Annotated in this window: 17 protein-coding genes; 5 read left to right on the top strand and 12 right to left on the bottom strand. The window is 67.8% G+C overall.

What is annotated here, in order from left to right:
• Positions 1-50: 50 nt before the first annotated feature.
• Both ACIGFL_RS14060 and ACIGFL_RS14055 read right to left on the bottom strand, forming a co-directional pair.
• On the bottom strand, positions 51-1,409 hold the full coding sequence (locus ACIGFL_RS14060) for a glutamine synthetase family protein (protein ID WP_021444035.1): 1,359 nt from the start codon (positions 1,407-1,409) through the stop codon (positions 51-53).
• 41 nt (positions 1,410-1,450) lie between these two features.
• Positions 1,451-2,203, bottom strand: coding sequence for a gamma-glutamyl-gamma-aminobutyrate hydrolase family protein (locus ACIGFL_RS14055; protein ID WP_122109392.1), 753 nt, complete (start codon positions 2,201-2,203; stop codon positions 1,451-1,453).
• A gap of 276 nt (positions 2,204-2,479) precedes the next feature.
• Between ACIGFL_RS14055 and ACIGFL_RS14050 the strand changes: the two genes are divergently transcribed.
• From ACIGFL_RS14050 to aguA, 5 genes are all read left to right on the top strand, one after another.
• Positions 2,480-3,859, top strand: a complete 1,380-nt coding sequence (locus tag ACIGFL_RS14050) for a glutamine synthetase family protein (protein WP_397497580.1) — start codon at positions 2,480-2,482, stop codon at positions 3,857-3,859.
• Positions 3,860-3,970: 111 nt separating this feature from the next.
• Positions 3,971-5,029: an extracellular solute-binding protein gene (locus ACIGFL_RS14045; protein ID WP_397497579.1), complete on the top strand. Its 1,059-nt coding sequence runs from the start codon at positions 3,971-3,973 to the stop codon at positions 5,027-5,029.
• 110 nt (positions 5,030-5,139) lie between these two features.
• The gene (locus ACIGFL_RS14040; protein WP_122109394.1) at positions 5,140-5,781 is read left to right on the top strand and encodes a TetR/AcrR family transcriptional regulator; all 642 of its coding nucleotides are present in this window, start codon (positions 5,140-5,142) and stop codon (positions 5,779-5,781) included.
• Between the two features lie 354 nt (positions 5,782-6,135).
• Positions 6,136-7,017 carry an N-carbamoylputrescine amidase gene (gene aguB, locus ACIGFL_RS14035; protein ID WP_397497578.1) on the top strand — a complete coding sequence of 294 codons (882 nt, stop codon included), beginning with the start codon at positions 6,136-6,138 and terminating at the stop codon, positions 7,015-7,017.
• A gap of 48 nt (positions 7,018-7,065) precedes the next feature.
• Positions 7,066-8,172 (top strand): agmatine deiminase, encoded by a 1,107-nt coding sequence (gene aguA / locus ACIGFL_RS14030; protein WP_397497577.1) that lies wholly within the window; start codon positions 7,066-7,068, stop codon positions 8,170-8,172.
• Positions 8,173-8,191: 19 nt separating this feature from the next.
• Here the strand turns inward: aguA and ACIGFL_RS14025 are convergent, their stop codons facing one another.
• From ACIGFL_RS14025 to ACIGFL_RS13980, 10 genes are all read right to left on the bottom strand, one after another.
• Entirely contained in the window at positions 8,192-9,940 is a 1,749-nt protein-coding gene (locus ACIGFL_RS14025; RefSeq protein WP_397497576.1) for a SulP family inorganic anion transporter, read from the bottom strand.
• Entirely contained in the window at positions 9,937-10,800 is an 864-nt protein-coding gene (locus ACIGFL_RS14020; RefSeq protein ID WP_122109398.1) for an MBL fold metallo-hydrolase, read from the bottom strand. Before ACIGFL_RS14020 ends, ACIGFL_RS14025 begins: the two co-directional genes overlap by 4 nt.
• 45 nt (positions 10,801-10,845) lie before the next feature.
• Positions 10,846-11,037 (bottom strand): DUF2892 domain-containing protein, encoded by a 192-nt coding sequence (locus ACIGFL_RS14015; protein ID WP_397497575.1) that lies wholly within the window; start codon positions 11,035-11,037, stop codon positions 10,846-10,848.
• A gap of 14 nt (positions 11,038-11,051) precedes the next feature.
• Positions 11,052-11,471 carry a DUF6691 family protein gene (locus tag ACIGFL_RS14010; protein WP_397497574.1) on the bottom strand — a complete coding sequence of 140 codons (420 nt, stop codon included), beginning with the start codon at positions 11,469-11,471 and terminating at the stop codon, positions 11,052-11,054.
• A 2-nt stretch (positions 11,472-11,473) separates the two neighbouring features.
• Positions 11,474-11,908, bottom strand: coding sequence for a YeeE/YedE family protein (locus tag ACIGFL_RS14005; protein WP_397497573.1), 435 nt, complete (start codon positions 11,906-11,908; stop codon positions 11,474-11,476).
• Positions 11,905-12,222, bottom strand: coding sequence for a helix-turn-helix transcriptional regulator (locus tag ACIGFL_RS14000; RefSeq protein ID WP_021445356.1), 318 nt, complete (start codon positions 12,220-12,222; stop codon positions 11,905-11,907). The genes ACIGFL_RS14005 and ACIGFL_RS14000 overlap by 4 nt, the downstream gene beginning before the upstream one ends.
• 139 nt (positions 12,223-12,361) lie before the next feature.
• On the bottom strand, positions 12,362-12,751 hold the full coding sequence (gene gcvH, locus ACIGFL_RS13995) for a glycine cleavage system protein GcvH (protein WP_021445357.1): 390 nt from the start codon (positions 12,749-12,751) through the stop codon (positions 12,362-12,364).
• A 239-nt stretch (positions 12,752-12,990) separates the two neighbouring features.
• Entirely contained in the window at positions 12,991-14,088 is a 1,098-nt protein-coding gene (gene gcvT, locus ACIGFL_RS13990) for a glycine cleavage system aminomethyltransferase GcvT (protein ID WP_397497572.1), read from the bottom strand.
• A 188-nt stretch (positions 14,089-14,276) separates the two neighbouring features.
• Positions 14,277-15,893, bottom strand: coding sequence for an ABC transporter permease (locus ACIGFL_RS13985; protein ID WP_397497571.1), 1,617 nt, complete (start codon positions 15,891-15,893; stop codon positions 14,277-14,279).
• A gap of 121 nt (positions 15,894-16,014) precedes the next feature.
• On the bottom strand, positions 16,015-17,016 hold the full coding sequence (locus ACIGFL_RS13980; RefSeq protein WP_021444808.1) for an extracellular solute-binding protein: 1,002 nt from the start codon (positions 17,014-17,016) through the stop codon (positions 16,015-16,017).
• Between the last annotated feature and the right edge of the window lie 84 nt (positions 17,017-17,100).

Here is a 17,100-nt window from a genome sequence, read left to right as displayed (position 1 = left end):
GGCCCGATGAAATCGATGGCAACGGGCGCGGCCAGCCGCGCCCGCCCCGGTCACACCGACAGCAGCAGGAACTCGCGTTCCCAGGAACTGATCACGCGCTTGAAGTTCTCGTGCTCGGCGCGTTTCACCGCGACATAGCCGCGCATGAACTTCTCGCCCAGGTACTTCTCGGCGGCCTTGCACGCCTCCATGCGCTCCAGCGCCGCCTCGATGGTCAGCGGTAGACGCAGGTTGCGCCGCTCGTAGCCGCGGCCCTTGACCGGCGCGCTGGGCTTGATGCCCTCGACCATGCCGATGTAGCCGCACAGCAGGGAGGCGGCCAGCACCAGGTAGGGGTTGGCGTCGGCACCGGCCAGGCGGTTCTCCACCCGGCGGTTCTGCGGCCCGGCTTCCGGCACGCGCAGGCCCACGGTGCGGTTCTCCTCGCCCCACTCGACGTTCACCGGCGCCGAGGTGTCGGGCAGGAAGCGGCGGAACGAGTTGACGTTCGGCGCGAACAGCGGCAGCACCTCGGGGATGTACTTCTGCAGGCCGCCGATGTGGTGCATGAACAGCTCGCTCATGGTGCCGTCGTCGTTGGAGAAGATGTTCTTGCCGGTCTTGATGTCCACCACGCTCTGGTGGATGTGCATGGCGCTACCCGGCTGGTCGGTGATCGGCTTGGCCATGAAGGTCGCCGCCACGTCGTGCTTGAGCGCGGCCTCGCGCATGGTGCGCTTGAACACGGTGATCTGGTCGGCCAGGTGCAGGGCCTCGCCGTGACGGAAGTTGATTTCCATCTGCGCCGGGCCGTCTTCGTGGATCAGCGTGTCGAGGTCCAGATCCTGCAGCTCGCACCAGTCGTAGACGTCCTCGAACAGCGGATCGAATTCGTTGGCGGCGTCGATGGAGAACGACTGCCGGCCCACTTCCGGGCGCCCGGAGCGGCCCATCGGCGCCACCAGCGGGAAGTCCGGGTCGCTGTTGCGCTTGGTCAGGTAGAACTCCATCTCCGGCGCGACGATCGGCCGCCAGCCCTTGTCGGCGTAGAGCTTGAGCACGTTCTTGAGGATGTTGCGCGGCGACAGCTCGATCGGGTTGCCCTGCTTGTCGAAGGTGTCGTGGATCACCATCGCGGTCGGCTCGATGGCCCAGGGCACGAGGAACACAGCGTTCTCGTCGGGGCGACAGAACATGTCGATGTCCGCCTCGTCGAGCAGCTCGTAATAGATGTCGTCCTCGACGTAGTCGCCGGTCACGGTCTGCAGCAGCACGCTCTCGGGGAGGCGCATGCCCTTCTCGTCGAGGAACTTGTTGGTCGGCGAGATCTTGCCGCGGGCAATGCCGGTCAGGTCGCTGACCAGGCACTCGACTTCGGTGATTTTGCGTTCTTTCAGCCAGCTCGTGAGCTGGTCTAGCTTGGTACTCATAGAGACCTCAGGGTTGGAGAATCCGACTAGGTATAGTCGGTTCAGCGTTGCCCCGCCCTCTCCCTGCAAGCCTCACCAAAGGCCTGGAAGATGGCGAGATAATTCGGATTGGATGCTACCTGCCACTCGGGGTGCCATTGCACCCCCAGCGCGAAGCTTTTTGCACCTTCGACGGAAAAAGCTTCGACCAACCCGTCGGGCGCCAGAGCTTCTACGCGAAGGCCCGGCGCCAGACGTGCAACGCCCTGGCCATGAATGGAATTGATCTGGAACTCGCGCGGCAAGCCGATGCCGTCGAGCAGCCCGCCGGGCTGCACCTGCAGTGCATGGCGCGGGCCGTACTGCACCTCGACCGGCTGCTCCTTCGGCTCGCGGTGATCCAGCAGCCCTGGGATCTCGTGCACGCGCTGGTGCAAGGTGCCGCCGAAGGCCACGTTGATTTCCTGGAAGCCGCGGCAGATGCCCAGCAGCGGCACGCCGGCGTCGAGCGCCGCGCGGATCAGCGGCAGCGTGGTGGCATCGCGTGCGCTATCGTGCAAGGTACCGGGTGCGCTGGCGGCGCCAGCGTAATGATGAGGTTCGACGTTGGACGGCGAGCCGGTGAACAGCAGGCCGTCGAGCTGTTCGAGTAGCTGCGGCAGCGCCAGCAGCTCGCCGAGTGCCGGCACGATCAGCGGCATGCCACCGGCGCCGACCACCACCGCGCGCAAATACTTGTCGCCGGCAGTGTGATAGAGGTTGTGACCGATCTGCTTGGTGCAGGCACTGACGCCGACTATCGGCAGGCGAGACATGAGACACCCGTTTTATTGCTGTTATGGGTTTGAGCCGAGCTTAGCCTTGTTCATTTTTTTACACAATAGCCCTGTAAAAAATTGAACACACCCGACTGAGCACCCCGGCCGGCCAGGCGTTTCAGCCAGGCGCAATGCCCTGAAACGCCCCAAAACTGGCCGTGCAGCCCTCTTTTAGGGCATCATAGGGCTCTCTTGACAGCCATGGGTGTTTCCGATTGACTCACACCCATGCAGTTGCATGATTGATATTTTTAACAATAAAGGTGTTGCATCATGTCGGTACCCCCGCGTGCCGTTCAGCTTAACGAAGCGAACGCGTTCCTTAAGGAACATCCTGAGGTCCTGTTCGTCGACCTTCTTATTGCAGATATGAACGGCGTGGTGCGCGGCAAGCGCATCGACCGTAACGCCCTGCACAAGGTGTACGAGAAAGGCATCAACCTGCCGGCGTCGCTGTTCGCCCTCGACATCAATGGCGCCACCGTGGAAAGCACCGGCCTGGGCCTGGACATCGGCGATGCCGACCGCATCTGCTTCCCCATCCCCAATACCCTGTGCAACGAACCCTGGCAGAAGCGCCCCACCGCGCAGCTGCTGATGACCATGCACGAACTGGATGGCACCCCCTTCTTCGCCGACCCGCGCGAAGTGCTGCGCCAGGTGGTGCAGAAGTTCGACGACATGGGCCTGAAGATCTGCGCCGCCTTCGAGCTGGAGTTCTACCTGATCGACCAGGAGAACGTGAACGGCCGGCCGCAGCCGCCGCGCTCGCCGATCTCCGGCAAGCGCCCGCATTCGACCCAGGTGTACCTGATCGACGACCTCGACGAATACGTCGACTGCCTGCAGGACATGCTCGAAGCCGCCAAGGAGCAGGGCATCCCGGCCGACGCCATCGTCAAGGAAAGCGCCCCGGCGCAGTTCGAGGTCAACCTGCACCACGTCGAGGACGCCATCAAGGCCTGCGACTACGCGCTGCTGCTCAAGCGCCTGATCAAGAACATCGCCTACGACCACGAGATGGACAGCACCTTTATGGCCAAGCCCTACCCGGGCCAGGCCGGCAACGGCCTGCACGTGCACATCTCGCTGCTGGACAAGAAGACCGGCAAGAACATCTTCGCCTCCGACGACCCGCTGCAGAACCAGCCGCTGCGCCACGCCATCGGCGGCATTCTCGACACCATGGCCGCGAGCATGGCCTTCCTCTGCCCCAACGTGAACTCCTACCGCCGCTTCGGCGCGCAGTTCTACGTGCCCAACGCGCCGAGCTGGGCGCTGGACAACCGCACCGTGGCCGTGCGCGTGCCCACCGGCAGCGCCGACGCCGTGCGCATCGAACACCGGGTGGCCGGCGCCGACGCCAACCCCTACCTGATGCTGGCGTCGATCCTCGCCGGCATCCACCACGGCCTGACCAACCAGATCGACCCGGGCGAGCCGATCGAAGGCAACTCCTACGAGCAGCTCGAGCAGAGCCTGCCGAACAACCTGCGCGACGCGCTGCGCGAGCTGGACGACAGCGAGGTGCTGAACAAGTACATCAGCCCGGACTACATCGACATCTTCGTCGCCTGCAAGGAAGCCGAGCTGCAGGAGTTCGAGACCACCATCTCCGACCTCGAGTACAACTGGTACCTGCATACCGTCTGATGCAATGCCCGACGCCGGCCCTAGTGCCGGCGTTGTTTTGTCTGCCACCCACGCTCTGCCGAACCGCCCGCGCCATGCGCAGCGGCGAAGCCATGCCTCGAGGAGGTCGTCATGTTTCGCGTTCTCGCTCCGCTACTGCTGGCCCTGGCTCCCGGACTGACGGCCGCCGCCGACAGCATCCGCGTCTACAACTGGAACGACTACATCGCCCCGCAGGTGCTGGAGAGTTTCACCCGTGACACCGGCATCGCCGTGGAGTACCGCACCTTCAGCAGCGCCGAGGAACTGGCCAACGCCCTGGCCAGCGGCGAGTCCATCGACGTCGCGGTGCCCTCGCACAACGACCTGCCGGCGCTGATTGCCGCCGGCGGCATCCAGCCGCTGGACCTGCGCCTGCTGCCCAACCGCAAGCACCTGGACAAGCAGCTGCTGAGCAAGCTGGCCGCGGTCGACCCGCAGAACCGCCACGCCGTGCCCTACCTGTGGGGCGCGGTGGGCCTGGCGATCAACGTGCCGCAGGCCGAGGCCGCCTACGGCGGGCCGCTGCCGGACAGCTGGAGCCTGCTGTTCGACGCCGCGCAGAGCGCGCGCCTGGCCAGTTGCGGCGTCAGCGTGCTGGACGCCCCGGACGAGACCCTGGCGCTGCTGCTCAACTACCAGGGCCGCAGCCTGGCGCGCAGCGCTCCGAGCCGCATCGAGCGCGCCGGCAACCTGCTCGACGGCCTGCGCCCGCACCTGCGCTACGTCGACAGCGAACGCTATATCGACGACCTCAGCCACGGCCGCCTGTGCCTGGCCATGGCCTGGGTCGGCGACGCCCTGGCCGCCGCCGACGCCGGCCAGCCGGTGCGCTTCCTGGTGCCCGAGGAAGGCTCGGTGCTGTTTATCGACAACCTGGTGATCCCAGCCAGCGCACGGCGCGCCGACCTGGCCCATCGTTTCATCGACTACCTGATGCAGCCGCAGGTGGCTGCGCTGATCACCGCCGAGACCCTCTACCCCAACGGCAATGCCGATTCCGCGCAGTTCCTCGACGCCGCCCTGCTCAACCAGCCCGGGCTCTATCCGGACCAGGACACCAAGCGCCGCCTGCACGCCCTGGAGGTGCTGCCGGAGAAACACGCAGAAGTGCGCGACCGGGTCTGGCAGCGCTTTCGCGCCGGCGGCTGAAGGGCTGACGCTGAAGCCAGGCGCGGCCAAGGCCCATTGCGGTGGCGAACGACTTGCCTCGGCAGCGCCGCCTGGCATCCAATAGCGCCTCCTTGCCCCCGGAGTTCGCCATGTCGCGCCCCGCCAGCCCCCGCAAACCGCGCGCCAGCAGCCAGGCGCGGATCGCCGTGATCCTCCAGGCCGCACGTGCGCTGCTGGCCGAGCAGGGCGTGGCCAACCTGTCGATCTATGCCGTGGCCGAGCGTGCGGCGATTCCGCCGTCCTCGGTCTACCACTTCTTCGCCAGCGTGCCGGCGCTGCTCGAAGGCCTCACCGCCGACGTCCACGCCGCCTTCCGTGCCTGCCTGCAGCAGCCGGTGGAACACGCCGCGCTGCGCAGCTGGCACGACCTGTCGCGCCTCGTCGAGCAGCGCATGCTGGCGATCTACGCCGCCGACGCCGCCGCGCGCCAGCTGATCCTCGCCCAGCACGGCCTGGCCGAGGTGACCCAGGCCGACCGCCAGCACGACGTGGAACTGGGGCGACTGATGCAGGCGCTGTTCGAGCGCCACTTCCCCCTGCCGCAACTGCCGAGCGATATCGAGGTGTTCGCCCTGGCCATGGAGCTGGGCGACCGCGTCTACGCCCGCTCGGTGCAGCTGCACGGCGCCATCACCCCGCGCCTGGCCGAGGAAGGCATGCGTGTGTTCGACGCCTACCTCGGCCTCTACCTGCCCGCCGCCCTGCCGAAACGCCCCGCGCCGCTTACCTAGGGTGTCGCGGGGCCGCCTAGGCCGCGCGCACCGCTGACCATTAGGCCTGCTGCGCACAGCGCGCCATAGCCCTGCAGGGGCGCATTTGTTCACGCACGACCTTGGCCCGGCGCGCGGCCCTGTTCGCGGATGACTCCGCGTCTCCCCAAGCGGGCTCGGCCAGGAACCAGACTGACGGATATTAATCCGATAAAAATCCGAAATATTTTGCCTTTCCTACCTTCTCAACCTTCTAAATTCGATTTTTATCGGATATAAATCGAGCATCTCGCCATGATCGATGTTCTGCCATGGCTTCCCGAGCAGGCCTCCGCGAGCCCGGAGCCGCCTGCCCACAAGTCCAAGAGGTGCTGTATGTCCCGTATCGTCACCGTCGCCGCGACCCAGATGGCCTGTTCCTGGGATGTCGCCGGCAATATCGCCAACGCCGAGAAGCTGGTGCGCCAGGCCGCTGCCCGGGGCGCGCAGATCATCCTGATCCAGGAGCTGTTCGAGACCCCCTACTTCTGCCAGAAGCCCAATGCCGACTACACCCAGCTGGCCACCCCGGCAGAGGAAAACCCGGCGATCCTGCACTTCCAGAAGGTCGCCGCCGAACTGCGAGTGGTGCTGCCGATCAGCTTCTTCGAGCGCGCCGGTCGCGCCCGCTTCAACAGCATCGCGATCATCGACGCCGACGGCAGCAACCTCGGGATTTATCGGAAAAGCCATATCCCGGACGGCCCCGGCTACCACGAGAAGTACTACTTCAACCCGGGCGATAGCGGCTTCAAGGTGTGGGACACCGCCTACGCCAGGATCGGCGTCGGCATCTGCTGGGACCAGTGGTTCCCCGAATGCGCGCGCAGCATGGCGCTGCTGGGCGCGGAAATCCTGTTCTACCCCACCGCCATCGGCAGCGAGCCGCACGACCCCGCCATCAACTCGCGCGAGCACTGGCAGCGCGTGCAGCAGGGCCACGCCGGCGCCAACCTGATGCCGCTGGTGGCCAGCAACCGCATCGGCCGCGAGGAGCAGGACGGCTACGCCATCAGCTTCTACGGCAGCTCCTTTATCGCCAACCAGTTCGGCGAGAAGGTCGAGGAGCTGGATCAGAGCGAGGAAGGCGCGCTGGTGCACAGCTTCGATCTGACCGAGCTGGAGAAGGTGCGCAGCGCCTGGGGCGTATTCCGCGACCGCCGGCCGAACCTATACTGGCCGCTGGCGACCCTCGACGGCGAGAGCCTCTCCGAGTAACCCCCCATACCTTCGCCGGTGCGCACGACGCACCCTACGGATCGAACCATGACCACCCTGAACAGCACTCCACGCGCCGACGGTTTCCGCATGCCGGCGGAATGGGAACCCCACAGCCAGACCTGGATGGTCTGGCCCGAACGCCCGGACAACTGGCGCCTCGGCGGCAAGCCGGCGCAGGCCGCCTTCGCCGCGGTGGCCCGCGCCATCGCCGAGTTCGAACCGGTGACCGTCTGCGTGTCCGCCGCGCAGTACGAGAACGCCCGCGCGCGCCTGGACGACGACAACATCCGCCTGGTGGAAATCAGCACCGACGACGCCTGGGTGCGCGACACCGGGCCGACCTTCGTCACCAACGCCAGCGGCGAAGTGCGCGGCGTGGACTGGACCTTCAACGCCTGGGGCGGCTTCGACGGCGGCCTGTACTGGCCCTGGCAGCGCGACGATCAGGTGGCGCGCAAGATCCTCGAGATCGAGCGCGCAGGCCGCTACCGCACCGAGGGCTTCGTGCTCGAGGGCGGCTCGATCCACGTCGACGGCGACGGCACCCTGATCACCACAGAGGAATGCCTGCTCAACCAGAACCGCAACCCGCACCTCTCCCGCGAACAGATCGAGGCGCAGCTAGCGGAGCAGCTGGCCATCGATACGGTGATCTGGCTGCCGGACGGCCTGTACAACGACGAGACCGACGGCCACGTTGACAACTTCTGCTGCTACGTGCGCCCCGGTGAGGTGCTGCTGGCCTGGACCGACGATCAGAACGATCCCAACTACCCGCGCTGCCAGGCCGCCATGCGCGTGCTGGAAAGCGCGCGCGACGCCAAGGGTCGCCAGCTGATCGTGCACAAGATGCCGATCCCCGGGCCGATCCACGCCACTGAGGAAGAGTGCGCCGGCGTCGACGCCGCCGAAGGCAGCCAGGCACGCGATCCGTCGATCCGCCTGGCCGGCTCCTACGTCAACTTCCTCATCGTCAACGGCGGCATCGTCGCGCCGAGCTTCGACGACGCCAAGGACGCCGAGGCCCGCGCCATCCTCGAGCGGGTCTTCCCCGCGCACCGCGTGGTGATGGTGCCCGGCCGCGAGATCCTCCTCGGCGGCGGCAATATCCACTGCATCACCCAGCAGCAGCCGGCGCCGCAAGGGCGCTGAAGCGTCGGGCGGGCCGCGCTCAGCGGCCCGCCTGCAACGCCCGCCTGGTACTCAGCGGGTCCAGCTGGCGCAGCGCCTGGTAGTGGCTGACGAACACCTGGCCGCCGAAACGCTGGAGAAAATCCGAGCGGCCGAGCTGGTCCATCACCGGCCCCTTGACCTCCGACAGGTGCAGCTGCACCCCGGCGGCGCGCAGGCGCTCGGCGATGGCCTCCAGCGACTCCAGGGCGCTGGCGTCGATCAGGTTGATCCCCGGGCACATCAGCACCAGGTGACGCACCTGCGGCCGCGCGGCGACCAGCGCGGCGACGCGGTCCTCGAGATAACGCGCATTGGGAAAATACAGGCTCTCGTCGACCCGCAGCGACAGCACGCTGGGGCTCTCGATCACCTGGAAGCGCTCGACGTTGCGAAAGTGCTCGCTGCCCGGCACCTGGCCGACCACGGCGATATGCGGGCGGCTGGTGCGCCAGAGAAACAGCAGCAGCGACAGGCCGACGCCGAGGACGATGCCGGTCTCGACGCCGAGCAGCAGCACCGCGGCCAGGGTCGCCGCCTGCGCCGCGCCGTCCTGCCGCGAATAGCGCCAGGTGCGCGCCAGACCGTGCAGGTCGATCAGCCCCCACACCGCGACGACGATGATCGCCGCCAGCGCCGCCTGTGGCAGCCGCTGCAGCAGCGGCGCCAGCAGCAGCGCGCCGAGGGCGATGCCGACGGCGCTGAACACCCCGGCCATGGGCGTCCGCGCGCCGGCCTCGAAGTTGACCTGGGAACGGGCGATGCCGCCGGTCACCGGCAGGCCGCCGCTGAAGGCCGCCGCCAGGTTGGCCGCGCCGAGGCCGAGCAGCTCGCTGTCCGGCTCGATACGCTGGCGCCGCCTGGCCGCCAGGGTCTGCGCCACCGCCATCGACTCGACGAAGCCCACCAGGCTGATCAGCAGCGCCGCCGGCAGCAGCTGCCGCGCCAGCTCGAGATCCAGCGGCGGCAGGCTCGGTACCGGCAGGCCGGCGGCGATGCTGCCGACCACCCGCACGCCGCGCTCATCCAGTTGCCACAGCCAGACCGCGCCGGTGGCCAGGATCATCGCCAGCACCGGCACCGCCCGGCTCAGGTTGCCGGCCCAGGCCTGGTCCAGGCCGCAGCGTTGCAACAGCGGCGGCATGCCGCGCCGCGCCCAGAACAGCAGCACCAGGCAGCCGACGCCGAGCAGCAGGGTCGGCCCGTGACTGGCCGGCAGGCCCCGCGCCAGCGCCGGCAGCAGTTGGCCCAGGGTCGCGCCGGCGGCGGCGATGCCGAGCAGCGGCGCCAGCTGGCCGAGGACGATCAGCAGGGCGGCGCCGCTGATAAAGCCGGAGATCACCGGATGGCTGAGGAAGTTGGCGATAAAGCCCAGGCGCAGCAGTGCCATGCCACAGAGCAGCGCGCCGGACAGCAGCGCCAGCAGCAGGGCGGCGCCGGCGTACTCGGCGCTGCCGGCGGGAAACAGCGGCTGCAGGGCCGCCGCGGTCATCAGCGAGACCACCGCCACCGGGCCCACGGCCAGGGTGCGGCTGCTGCCGAACAGGGCGTAGGCCAGCAACGGCAGCATGCTGGCGTAGAGCCCGGCAGCCGGTGGCAGGCCGGCGAGCATGGCATAGGCCAGGCTCTGCGGAATCAACAGCAGGGTGACGATCAGCGCCGCCAGGGCATCGCCGGCCGCGGTCTGCCGATCATAGTGCCGGCCCCACTCCAGCCAGGGCAGCCAACGGCGCAGCGACGAGGCTTTCATAGGCGGTCCAGGGGAATCTTCAGGTAGCGCACGCCGTTGTCCTCGGCCGGCGGCAGCTGCCCGGCGCGCATGTTGACCTGCACCGCCGGCAGCATCAGGGTCGGCACCTCCAGCGTGGCATCACGCGCCTGGCGCATGGCGACGAAGGCGTCCTCGCCGATGCCCTCGTGCACGTGCAGGTTGTGCGCGCGCTGCTCGGCCACCGTGGTCTCGCAGCAGAAATCGGCGCGCCCCGGCGCCTTGTAGTCGTGGCAGAGAAACAGGCGGGTGGCGTCCGGCAGTTCGAACAGGCGGCGGATCGAACGGTACAGGGTGCGCGCATCGCCGCCGGGAAAATCGCAGCGCGCGGTGCCGTAGTCCGGCATGAACAGGGTGTCGCCGACGAAGACGGCGTCGCCGATCACGTAGCTCATGCAGGCCGGCGTGTGCCCCGGGGTGTGCAGGGCGAAGGCCTCGATGGCGCCGATCTGGAAGCGCTCGCCGTCGCGCAGGAGGCGGTCGAACTGGGAACCGTCGGTGGCGAACTCGCGGCCGGCGTTGAACAGCTGGCCGAAGGTGCTCTGCACCTGGGTGATGCGCTCGCCGATGGCCAGCCGGCCGCCCAGCTCGCGCTGCAGGTAGGGCGCGGCCGACAGGTGGTCGGCGTGCACATGGGTTTCCAGCAGCCAGTCCACCGTCAGGCCCTGCTCGCGCACGTGGGCGACGATGCGTGCGGCGCCGGCATGCGAGGTACGCCCGGCGGCCGGGTCGTAGTCCAGCACCGAATCGACGATGGCGCAGCGGCGGCTGGACGGGTCGGCGACCACGTAGCTGTAGGTGAAGGTGGCGGGATCGAAGAAGGGGGTGATGACGGGCGACATGCCGGCTCCCGGGCGGACGACGGCGAGTCGCCCGCCCCCTGCGATTCAGGATTTGGATTTACAAGTATTGACGCCTAACAGCGGATAGGCCGGACAGAAGCGGAAGATTCCGCTGGCCAGCAGCAGCAGGCCGATCCAGCCCCACAGGCCGATGACGCCGGACAGGCTGAGGCCGATCAGGATCAGCCCGGCGGCGATGCGCAGGCTGCGGTCGAGGTTCCCTACGTTGCGTTGCATGACGACCTCCTCGGTCAGTGGCCGCGCCGGCCCTCCAGCGCGGCAAAGATCAGCATCCCGGCGAGCAGCGCGGCGACGAACAGCGGCGCCTGCCAGTGCCCGCTGAGCAGAATGGCCACGGCCGGCCCCGGGCAAATGCCGGCGATGCCCCAGCCGAGGCCGAACAGCAGGCTGCCGCCGACCAACCGGGCATCCAGCTCGCGCCGCCTCGGCAATTGCATGGCGCCGCCCAGCAGCGCGCGGGAACGCCGCCCCGCCAGGTGCAAGGGCAGGGCCGCGACGGCGATGGCGCCGACCATCACCAGCGCCAGCGAGGGATCCCAGGCGCCGGCCAGGTCGAGGAAGGCCAGCACCTTGGCCGGGTTGGCCATGCCGGCCAGCAGCAACCCCAGGCCGAACAGCAGGCCGCAGGCGAATGCACTGAGTCTGGCCATATTCAGCCCCCCAACAGATGACGCAGGACAAACACCGTGGCGAAACCCGCGGCCATGAAGCACAGGGTCGCCACCAGCGAGCGCGGCGACAGGCGGGCAATCCCGCATACGCCATGGCCGCTGGTGCAACCGCTGGCGTAGCGGGTGCCAATCCCCACCAGCAGACCGGCGCCGATCAGCCCGAGGGCGCCGCTGTCGAACTCGATCGCCGGCAGGGCGGCGAACAGGCCCCACAGCACGGGCGCGACCAGCAGCCCGAGGAGGAACAGCGCCGCCTCGCCACGGCCCTGCGCGCTCGGCTGCAGCAGGCTGCCGAGCAGGCCGCTGATGCCGGCGATGCGGCCGTTGGCCAGGGCGAAGATGGCCGCCGCCAGGCCGATCAGCGCGCCGCCAGCCAGCGCGCTCCAAGGCGTGAAATTGAGCCAGTCGATGCTCATTGCTCCTGGCCCTCGCAGAACAGCCGGTACAGCGTCTCGATCACCGCCAGCGCCGCCGGGCTGCTGATGCGGTAATGGATCTGCTTGCCGTCGCGGCGGGTTGCCACCAGTCCTTCGCGGCGCAGCACGGCCAGCTGCTGCGACAGGGTCGGCTGCTGGATGCCGAGCAGCGCCTCCAGCTCGCTGACGTTGCGCTCGCCCTGGGCCAGCTGGCACAGCAGCAGCAGGCGATCCGGGTTGGCCAGGGCCTTGAGCAGCTGGCCGGCGGCATCGGCATTGGCGCGCAGCTGCTGGATATCGAGGGCGTCGGTCATGGCTACACCTTAGGCAAATACAATATGTATTTTTATATATTGTATTTTTGAAAAGTGTTACCCAAGGCGACCAACGGTCAAGGCGTACGCCATAAACGCAAAAACCCGCCGAAGCGGGTTCTCTGGGCGTTGCCGCCGATCAGGAATCGGCGTCGGCAGCGGCCTGGTAGGCGGCGGCGTCGAGTAGCTTGTTCAGCTCGCTGGCATCGCTCGGCTTGAGCTTGAAGAACCAGCTGCCGTAGGGGTCGCTGTTGACGCTCTCGGGGCTGTCGGCCAGCGCCTCGTTGATCGCGATCACCTCGCCGCCGATCGGCGCGTAGATGTCGGAGGCGGCCTTGACCGACTCCACCACCCCGGCTTCCTGGCCGGCGTCCAGCTGCTTGCCGAGCTCCGGCAGCTCGATGAACACCACATCACCGAGGGCTTCCTGGGCGTGGTCGGAAATGCCCACGGTCACGCTGCCGTCGGCCTCCAGGCGCGCCCACTCGTGGCTGGCGGCGTAACGCAGATCGGCGGGAATATTGCTCATGTGTCGTTCCTCGTAAGCGATGACGGCAAGCGGGCCGTCAGGACAATTTAGCAGGCCGCGGCGGGAGCGAAAGCCGGCGCCGTGGCCCAAAAAGATTCAGAACCTGTTTACGATCTCGCGAGCTAGAGCCATGCAAGGCAAAAACAGGCGAGGAAGCGGAGTTTACGAGCTGTAAATGAGCATTCCGAGCCTGTTTTTAACGCAGCAGGGCCGACGCGCAGCAGATCGTAGACAGGTTCTTAGATCAGGGTTTTGCCGTTACGTACAAAGCTCGGCTTGACCACCCGCACCGGGTACCACTTGCCACGGATTTCCACTTCGGCGCGCTCGCCGGTGGCCGCCGGCACGCGGGCCAGGGCGATGGACTTGTTCAGCGTCGGCGAGAAGCTGCCGCTGGTGATCTCGCCGTCGCCGACGCCCTCGACGCGCACCACCTGATGCGCGCGCAGCACGCCGCGCTCCTCCAGCACCAGGCCGACCAGCTTGCTCGGGCAACCGGCGGCGCGCTGCGCCTCCAGTGCGGCGCGGCCGATGAAGTCGCGCGCGGCCGGCTCCCAGGCGATGGTCCAGGCCAGGTTGGCGGCCAGCGGCGAGACGCTCTCGTCCATGTCCTGGCCGTAGAGGTTCATCCCCGCCTCCAGGCGCAGGGTGTCGCGCGCGCCGAGGCCGATGGGGGCGATGCCGGCGCCGACCAGTTCGTTGAGGAAGGCGACGACTTCGCTGGCCGGCAGGATGATCTCCAGGCCGTCCTCGCCGGTGTAGCCGGTGCGGGCGATAAACCAGTCGCCCTCGGGCAGGCCCTGGAACGGCTTGAGTTCGTGGATCAGCGCAGCGCGCGCCTGGGTCACCAGCTCGGCGACGCGGGCGCGGGCGCGCGGGCCCTGGATGGCGAGCATGGCCAGATCGCGGCGCTCGCGCAGCTCGACGGCGAAATCGCCGGCCTGGGCGTGCATCCAGGCCAGGTCCTTGTCGCGGGTGCCGGCGTTGACCACCAGGCGATAGCCCTGCTCCTGGGAAGAAGAGCTGGTGAGGTAGACGATCAGGTCGTCGATCACCCCGCCCTGCTCGTTGAGCATGGCGCTGTACAGCGCCTTGCCGACGCCCTCCAGGCGCGCCACGTCGTTGGCCAGCAGGCGCTGCAGATAGGCCTGCGCCTGGCTGCCGGCGACGTCCACCACGCACATGTGCGAGACGTCGAACACGCCGCACTCGCGGCGCACCTGATGATGTTCCTCCACCTGCGAGCCGTAGTGCAGCGGCATGTCCCAGCCGCCGAAATCGACCATCTTGGCGCCCAGCGCCAGATGCAGGTCATAGAGGGGGGTACGCTGTCCCATGGGTTTCTCCTTCCGGGCTTGGCGAAGCGATTCAGGCCCCGAGAAGCTGGCTGCGTTGCCATTGCTGCGTTGCACTGGCCGCCGCGCTTACGCTTCTCGACACACCTGCCGGTTACCCCGGCTCGCGAATGGCGCGCATTGTAGCCGCAAGGTCGGCAGGGGTCATCCTGACCGAAGGTCGCCCTCGGTTAGCCGATCCGCCGCGCCGAACGGCGGATCAGCAGGATCACCGGCAGCAGGCCGACCAGTATCAGGGTCAGCGCCGGCAACGCTGCGCGCGCCCATTCGCCTTCGCTGGTCATCTCGAATACCCGCACCGACAGGGTGTCCCAGCCGAAGGGGCGCATCAGCAGGGTGGCCGGCATTTCCTTGAGCACGTCGACGAACACCAGCAGCGCAGCGGACAGGGTGCCCGGCAGCAGCAGCGGCAGATAGACCCGCAAGAACAGGCCGATGCCGCCGACGCCGAGGCTGCGCGAGGCCTCCGGCAGCGACGGGCGGATGCGCGCCAGGCTGGTTTCCAGCGGGCCGAAGGCCACCGCCATGAAGCGGATCAGGTAGGCCACCAGCAGCGCCGCCAGGCTGCCCAGCAACAGCGGCTTGCCGGCACCGCCCAGGGCGCCGGACAGCGGGATCACCAGTTCGCGGTCGAGGAAACTGAACGCCAGCATGATCGCCACCGCCAGCACCGAGCCCGGCAGGGCGTAGCCGATATTGCCCAGGGCCACGCCGACGCGCACCCCGCGGGTCGGCGCCTGGCGCCGGGCGAAGGCCAGCAGCATGGCCACCGCGACCGTGATCAAGGCCGCCATGCCGCCCAGGTAGAGGCTGTGCAGGATCAGCCCGGCGTAGCGCTCGTCGAGGTCGAAGCGGCCGCGCTGCCAGAACCACACCAGCAGCTGCAGCAGCGGGATGACGAAGGCGCAGGCGAACACCAGGCCGCACCAGGCGCTGGCGGCGAACGCCTGCCAGCCGTGCAGCTGGTACAGCGCCTGGCCGCGCGGGCGTTCGTTGGCCGGCCGCGCGGCGCCCCGGGCGCGGCGCTCGCCATAGAGCACCAGGGCCACCGCCAGCAGCAGCAGGCTGGCCAGCTGGGTGGCGCTGGTCAGGCTGTAAAAGCTGTACCAGGTCTTGTAGATGGCGGTGGTGAAGGTGTCGAAGTTGAACACCGACACCGCGCCGAAATCGGCCAGGGTCTCCATGATCGCCAGGGCCAGGCCGGCGCCGATGGCCGGCCGCGCCATGGGCAGGGCGACGCGCCAGAAGGCCTGCCAGGGACTCTGCCCGAGCACCCGCGCGGCCTCCATCAGGCCCTTGCCCTGGGCCAGGAAGGCGCCGCGGGCGAGCAGGTAGACGTAGGGGTAGAACACCAGCACCAGGACGATGATCACCCCGCCGGTGGAGCGCACCCGCGGCAGGCGCAGGCCGCTGCCGAACCACTCGCGCAGCAGGCTCTGCAGCGGCCCGGCGAAATCCAGCAGGCCGACGAAAACGAAGGCCAGGACATAGGCGGGAATGGCGAAGGGCAGCATCAGCGCCCAGTCCAGCCAGCGCCGCCCGGGAAACTCGCAGAGGCTGGTGAGCCAGGCCAGGCTGACGCCGAGCAGGGTCACGCCGATGCCGACGCCGAGTACCAGGGTCAGGGTATTGCCGATCAGCCGCGCCATCTGCGTCTGCCACAGGTGCGCCCAGATCTGCGCATCCACCTCGTGCCAGCTGAGCAGCAGCACCGACAGCGGCAGCAGCACCAGCAGGGCAACGGCGAAGACGATGGGGTACCAGCGACGCTGGACGGGATGCGGCACGCGGATTCCTCGACGGCGGAAAAGACGACGCCCCGGCTGGGCGGGGCGTCGAAGTATAACGGCAGCGGCGCGGATCACCGAGGGTACGCCGTGACGCACCGGCGGCGTTCTCGCCAGCAGCTTACTGCCAGCCGGCGCGATCCATCAGCATGGTCGCTTCGGCCTGGCGCTTGCCGGCCACTTCGGTGGCGATGGAGTCGGCCTTGAAGCTGCCCCAGGCGGCCACTTCCTCGGACGGCGCAACTGCCGGGTTGGCAGGGAATTCCTGGTTGACGCCGGCGAAGATGCTCTGCGCTTCCGGGGTGGTCATCCACTCCAGCAGCTTGCGCGCCTGCTCCGGGTGCGGCGCGTGCTTGGTCACGCCGGCGCCGGCCAGGTTGACGTGCACGCCACGGTCGTTCTGGTTCGGCCAGAACGGCTTGACCTTCAGATCCGGCTGCTGCTTGTGCAGACGGCCGTAGTAGTAGGTGTTGGTGATGCCGACGTCGCACTGGCCGGCGTCGATGGCCTGCAGCAGCGCGGTGTCGTCGGCGAACACGTCGGTGGCCAGGTTGTTCACCCAGCCCTTGACGATCTGCTCGGTCTTCTCGGCGCCGTGGGTCTCGATCAGGGTGGCGGTCAGCGACTGGTTGTACACCTTCTTGCTGGTGCGCAGGCACAGGCGGCCTTCCCAGTTCTTGTCGGCCAGCGCCTCGTAGGTGGACAGCTCTTCCGGCTTGACCCGCTCGGTGGAGTAGAAGATGGTCCGCGCGCGCAGCGACAGGCCGGTCCAGCTGTCGCTGCTGGAACGGTACTGGGCGGGGATATTGGCGGCGATCAGGTCCGACTTGGTCGGCTGCAGCACGCCTTCCTGCTCGGCCTGCCAGAGGTTGCCGGCGTCGACGGTGATCAGCAGGTCGGCCGGGGTGTTGGCGCCTTCGGCCTTGAGGCGGGCGATCAGCGGGGCTTCCTTGTCGGTGATGAACTTCACCTTGACCCCGGTCTTTTCGGTGTAGAGATCGAATACCGGCTTGATCAGCTCGTCGATACGGGCGGAGTAGACCACCACCTCATCGGCGGCCTGGACGGCGCTTGCCAGGGTGCCGAGGGTGAATGCAGCGAGCAGCGCGTTGCGAGCCTTCATGGGACCAGCCTCTTGTGGATGAAAAAAGTGGCTGAATAGTAGTGAATGTTATTTGCCTTCTCAACGTAAATACGTCAACAAAAG

The organism is Pseudomonas sp. NPDC077649 (assembly GCF_044542855.1).
Lineage (GTDB): Bacteria > Pseudomonadota > Gammaproteobacteria > Pseudomonadales > Pseudomonadaceae > Aquipseudomonas.
The sequence above is the reverse complement of the archived record's forward strand: the minus strand, read 5'-3'. Positions and strand labels throughout refer to the sequence as shown.